Annotated in this window: 6 protein-coding genes; 3 read left to right on the top strand and 3 right to left on the bottom strand. The window is 53.9% G+C overall.

Annotation, left to right across the window (positions count from 1 at the left end; all coding sequences use genetic code 11):
- The 3 genes from RTY00_RS19305 to syd form a co-directional block, all read right to left on the bottom strand.
- On the bottom strand, positions 1 to 442 hold a 442-nt coding region (locus RTY00_RS19305; protein ID WP_312665584.1), incomplete at its 3' end, for a pseudouridine synthase.
- Complete coding sequence (locus tag RTY00_RS19300; RefSeq protein WP_312665583.1) at positions 442 to 768, bottom strand: YqcC family protein; 327 nt, start codon at positions 766 to 768, stop codon at positions 442 to 444. The genes RTY00_RS19305 and RTY00_RS19300, both read right to left, overlap by 1 nt.
- Positions 769 to 1358: 590 nt before the next feature.
- Positions 1359 to 1907 (bottom strand): SecY-interacting protein, encoded by a 549-nt coding sequence (gene syd, locus RTY00_RS19295; protein WP_312665581.1) that lies wholly within the window; start codon positions 1905 to 1907, stop codon positions 1359 to 1361.
- Positions 1908 to 1969: 62 nt separating this feature from the next.
- Here syd and queF point away from each other — a divergent pair, with 62 nt between their 5' ends.
- The 3 genes from queF (at position 1970) to xni (ending at position 5159) form a co-directional block, all read left to right on the top strand.
- Positions 1970 to 2815, top strand: coding sequence for an NADPH-dependent 7-cyano-7-deazaguanine reductase QueF (gene queF / locus RTY00_RS19290; protein ID WP_312665579.1), 846 nt, complete (start codon positions 1970 to 1972; stop codon positions 2813 to 2815).
- A gap of 182 nt (positions 2816 to 2997) precedes the next feature.
- On the top strand, positions 2998 to 4362 hold the full coding sequence (gene ppnN / locus RTY00_RS19285; RefSeq protein ID WP_312665577.1) for a nucleotide 5'-monophosphate nucleosidase PpnN: 1365 nt from the start codon (positions 2998 to 3000) through the stop codon (positions 4360 to 4362).
- Between the two features lie 38 nt (positions 4363 to 4400).
- Positions 4401 to 5159 carry a flap endonuclease Xni gene (gene xni, locus RTY00_RS19280; protein ID WP_312665576.1) on the top strand — a complete coding sequence of 253 codons (759 nt, stop codon included), beginning with the start codon at positions 4401 to 4403 and terminating at the stop codon, positions 5157 to 5159.
- The last annotated feature ends 49 nt before the right edge of the window (positions 5160 to 5208 follow it).

Below are 5208 nucleotides of genomic sequence, written 5' to 3'. Positions count from 1 at the left end.
GCGCGGTATTATAACGGCTGATGGCGACCGGCATCTCAACGTGTGCCAGCGCCTGATAATCCGTTACTGCCGGTTGGGCAACAGGCTCCTGAGTGGCGAATTTGTCTGCAATCTTATCCAGCTCTTCCACCAGTGGATAATCCAGCGTCGCGCCACCTTCCAGCCAGCCGCGCAGCACCGCATGATAAGTTTTCTGCATCTGATGCTGTTCAAACTGCTGCGCCAGTAGATGGGCGACTTCGCTCGATAACGCCATCAGCAACACGCCAGAGGTTGGGCGATCGAGGCGATGCACGGTGAACACATGCTGACCAATCTGGTCGCGCACCGTTTGCATCACCACCACTTTTTCATTGCGATCGAGCCAACTGCGATGCACCAGCCAACCGGCTGGCTTATTCACGGCGACCAGCCACTCATCTTGATAAAGGATTTCGAGCATCAGGCGGAAGGTTCCTGGAACAGCGCATCAAACTTATTGAGCGTCAGCAATAATGCCGCATAGCCCGCCGTGTCGGCTGGCAATGCAACTTCATAATAAGGTGTGATAGCGAAATTCTGCGGTAACGGCGCGCCACTTTCGAGCAGCGCATAAAAGCGCGGCATCAATACCCATTGCAGCCATTGCAGCGGCTCCATGGTATCGAGACAGAAAGGTTCGGTACTGGCGAAGGCGTTCGCCTCGGGGGATTGTGACTGCCAATGGCCGTGTTCGCGCATCACCGCTTCGACCTGCTGCAGGCGCTGAAAAATCATTTGCGACGACATGCGCCACCTCCAGAGAAAAATTGGGCGGCAAGCATACCATCAGTCACGCCCGGCGCAAAAATGGCATAAAAAAAGGGAGCACTGTGATTACAGTGCTCCCGGTTTTCGTTTGCAGCATTCCAGCTACTGCTGTGCTCCCTGCTCATCCATGACAACTTTTCCTGCGCTTTCCGTCGCTTGTCATCATGACATTGGTCCTTAGCATCCTGGCCCGCCACATTCCGCGTGGCTCTCATTCTCCGTCCTGGAGGTGTCCCTGACTCAATCCTGAGTGTCCTGCTTCGTCCTGAAGCCTTCCTTGTGCCGTAAACTCCGTTACGTTCCTGCCTCTTGGCTGACATTCTCCTGAACGTCTCTTAATCCCCAGCATCCTGCCAGTGGTGACTATTCTCCCAGAAACCATCGCAATAACAAGCCAGTAAGAAGCGTTAATGGATTAAGCCCTGTCTTAATTTTCAGATTGATGCCATAAGTTCATGATTCACAATATTTTTACATTTAGCGCTTCCGCAAGTCTGCACGATGATCTAGCGATCTCTCACACGTGACGTGAGAGATCTCTCACAAAGTGCAGCCTAAAAATCTGCAAATCACTGAGTAACCGGTTGTAATGCATTAAGAAATGTCTTAACGGATGTCGCCAGCACTTCACGCTTTTTAGTGCCAGGCTCCTCCAGAATGACCTCACCGGTAAGATTGCACAGCGCAATCACATCATTCTCTGAATCGGTGGTGGCGATAAACAAGGTCGGCGCTTGTCTTAAGCGGCGCTTCATAACCAGATGGCCAATCAGGTTTTCCTGCAGACGGGTGAAATCCGCTTCGCTCCATACCTGCAGCAGGGTAATCGGCCGCTGCTCTAATGTTGCCGTCATATCGCCTGCGAATTGCGTGGTGTAAAACGCACTGATTTCCGGTTGCAGCTGCAGATCCAGCGCACGCTCCACCGCTTCAAGCGTGGCCGGTAAGGTAAACGGCTGCGGCTGCCACAACATGCGGTCATCCAGCGTGCTGATAATGCAGTCGGAGGGAACGCCAAGCAGATCGGCGCTGGCGGGAAAATGTCCGGTTTGTTGCTGCCAATGTTCAACGTAGCGGGCGGTAAATTCACGCAGAGCATCTACGGTTTGCTGCATCATTCATATTCTCGCAGGTGTTAGGTTACACTTAACCACTTTGATGAAATTTAGTGGTAACCGTTATGTCTTCTGAAAACCGGGATCAGGCATTAAGCGGCCTGACCTTAGGTAAGCCCACGGCTTATGTTGATCGTTACGATAACACGCTGCTGCAATCCGTGCCGCGCAGCCTGAACCGTGAGCCGCTTGGGCTGTATCCCGATAATCTGCCTTTTACTGGCGCAGATATCTGGACGCTATACGAACTCTCCTGGCTCAACAGCAAAGGCGTTCCGCAAGTCGCGGTGGGCGAAGTAGTGCTGCGCGCCGATAGCCAAAACCTGATCGAGTCGAAGAGTTTCAAGCTCTATCTTAACAGTTTTAATCAGACAGTTTTCGCCGACTGGGGCGAAGTGCGCCAGACGCTGGAGCGCGATCTCAGCGCCTGCGCGAACGGTCAGGTTAGCGTGGCCCTGTTTCGTCTCAGCGAAGTGGAAGGCCAGCCAATTGGCCACTTCACTGGCGAAATGATTGATGAGCAAGATATCGAAATCCACGATTACGCCTTCAACGCAAATTATCTGGCGCAGGCTGCTGGCCGCGAGGTGGTTGAAGAAACGCTGGTTAGCCATCTGCTGAAATCAAACTGCTTAATCACCAATCAGCCCGATTGGGGCTCGGTGATGATCCGCTACAAAGGCCCGCGTATCGATCGTGAAGCACTGCTGCGATATCTCATCTCATTCCGTCAGCACAATGAGTTTCATGAGCAGTGCGTTGAACGCATTTTCAACGATGTTCAGCGCTTTTGTCAGCCAGAAACATTAACCGTTTATGCACGTTACACGCGGCGCGGCGGTCTGGATATTAATCCGTGGCGCAGTAACGTGCCCTTCTCTCCCGGTTTTTCCCGCCTGGTTCGCCAGTAACAGATTGCGAGACGCCTCGCAGGCCGCTGCACGGATGCGCGGTTCCCCTTGAGCATTCACAGCGGACAACGTTACTCTGTTGAAGGCGCGATTGAAGCATGCGCGACCAGGGATTTTCGTCGCTGCGTTAATAAGTTAAGCGCAGCGTCATCAGCCACGCATTTGCGTGTAAAGGAGTTCTCTTGATTACACATATCAGCCCGCTTGGCTCGATGGATCTGCTCTCCCAGCTTGAAGTCGACATGCTGAAGCGCACCGCCAGCAGCGACCTTTATCAGCTGTTTCGTAACTGTTCTCTTGCGGTACTCAATTCCGGCAGCCAAACCGACAGCAGTCAGGAATTGCTTTCGCGTTTCGAAAACTTTGATATCAACGTGTTGCGCCGTGAGCGCGGTGTGAAACTTGAACTCATCAATCCGCCGGAAGAGGCGTTTGTTGATGGCCGTATTATTCGTTCGCTGCAGGCAAACCTGTTTGCCGTGCTGCGCGACATCCTGTTTGTGAACGGACAACTGGCGGCGACCGAACGCTGCCAGAACGATGAACCGGAAGACTCTGCGCATATCACCAATCAGGTGTTTTCGATTTTACGAAACGCGCGCGCCCTGCATATCGGCGAATACCCGAATACCGTGGTGTGTTGGGGCGGTCACTCGATCAATGCGGTGGAATACCAATATTGCCGCAACGTCGGCACGCAAATGGGCCTGCGCGAACTCAACATCTGTACCGGTTGCGGGCCTGGCGTGATGGAAGCACCGATGAAAGGCGCAGCGGTTGGTCATGCGCAGCAGCGCTATCATGACAGCCGTTTCATCGGCCTGACCGAACCGTCAATCATTGCCGCAGAGCCACCGAATCCGCTGGTCAATGAGTTGATTATCATGCCGGATATCGAAAAACGTCTCGAAGCCTTTGTGCGTATCGCCCACGGTATCGTGATTTTCCCAGGCGGCGTAGGCACAGCAGAAGAGCTGCTCTATCTGTTGGGTATTTTGATGAATCCGCACAACAGCGATCAGGTATTACCGCTGATTCTGACCGGCCCCAAAGAGAGCGCCGACTACTTCCGCGTGCTGGATGATTTCATCGTCAACACCTTGGGCGAAGCCGCACGCAAGCACTACAAAATCATCATTGATGATGCCGCCGAAGTGGCGCGTTTGATGAAAAAAACCATGCCGCAGGTGAAAGAGTATCGCCGCGAAACCGGCGATGCCTACAGCTTCAACTGGTCGATTCGTATCGCACCCGAATTGCAGGTGCCCTTCCTGCCGACGCACGAGAATATGGCAAACCTGAAGCTGTTCCCGGATCAACCCGCCGAGCTGTTGGCGGCCGATCTGCGCCGCGCCTTCTCCGGTATTGTGGCGGGTAACGTCAAAGAGATCGGGATTCGTGAAATACGCGAGAAAGGTCCATACAAGCTGCACGGCGATGCCAATCTCATGCACCGCATGGATGAGCTGTTACAAGGCTTTGTCGCACAGCAGCGCATGAAGCTGCCGGGTAGCGCCTACACGCCTTGCTACGAAATCATCAAATAACCCATCAGGAAGGCAGCCTGCGGGCTGCCGCTATCGCTATGTCGCTTCATCTTCTTATCATTGATGCACTCAATCTGATTCGCCGTCTGCACGCCGTTCAGGGATCGCCGTGCCGCGACGGCTGCGTTGCCGCCTTGCATCAGTTATTAGGACATACTCAGCCCACGCATGTGGTGGCGGTGTTTGATAGCCATGAGCGTCAGCCAGGCTGGCGCCATCAACTTTTGCCGGATTACAAAGCGGGTCGCCCGCCAATGCCGGAAGATTTGCATCTGGAGATGCCCGCGCTACAGGACGCCTTCCGTGCCGCCGGCGTCAGCTGTTGGGTGGCCGATTTAGACGAAGCCGACGATCTCGCCGCCACGCTGGCGGTGAAAATGGCTGACGCCGGTCATCAGGCAACGATTGTTTCTACCGATAAAGGTTATTGCCAGCTGCTGGCGCCCAACATTCGCATTCGCGATTATTTCCAGAAGCGCTGGCTGGATGTGCCTTTTATTGAGCAAGAGTTTGGCGTAACGCCCGCGCAGTTGCCCGATTACTGGGGATTGTGCGGTATCAGCAGCAGTAAAATTCCCGGCGTGCCCGGCATTGGCCCAAAAAGCGCCCGCGAGCTGTTGATGCAGTTTGGTTCGCTGGATGCGATTTATCAGCAATGGGATCAGGTGCCGAGCAAGTGGCAGGGGAAAATGCAGGAACAGCGGGAAATGGCAGAAATCTGCCGCAAGGTATCGACGTTAAAACGGGATTTGGTATTGCAAGGCAATCTCAATACATTGAGATATAAGGCGTCGTAGGGTGCGCATTCAGGTATGACCGGGCTGATGGGTTACAGATCAGACCGGG

It is taken from the genome of Pantoea sp. CTOTU49201, assembly GCF_032054795.1.
Taxonomy (GTDB): Bacteria; Pseudomonadota; Gammaproteobacteria; order Enterobacterales; family Enterobacteriaceae; genus Pantoea; species Pantoea symbiotica.
This window is presented reverse-complemented; position numbering and strand designations above follow the sequence as displayed.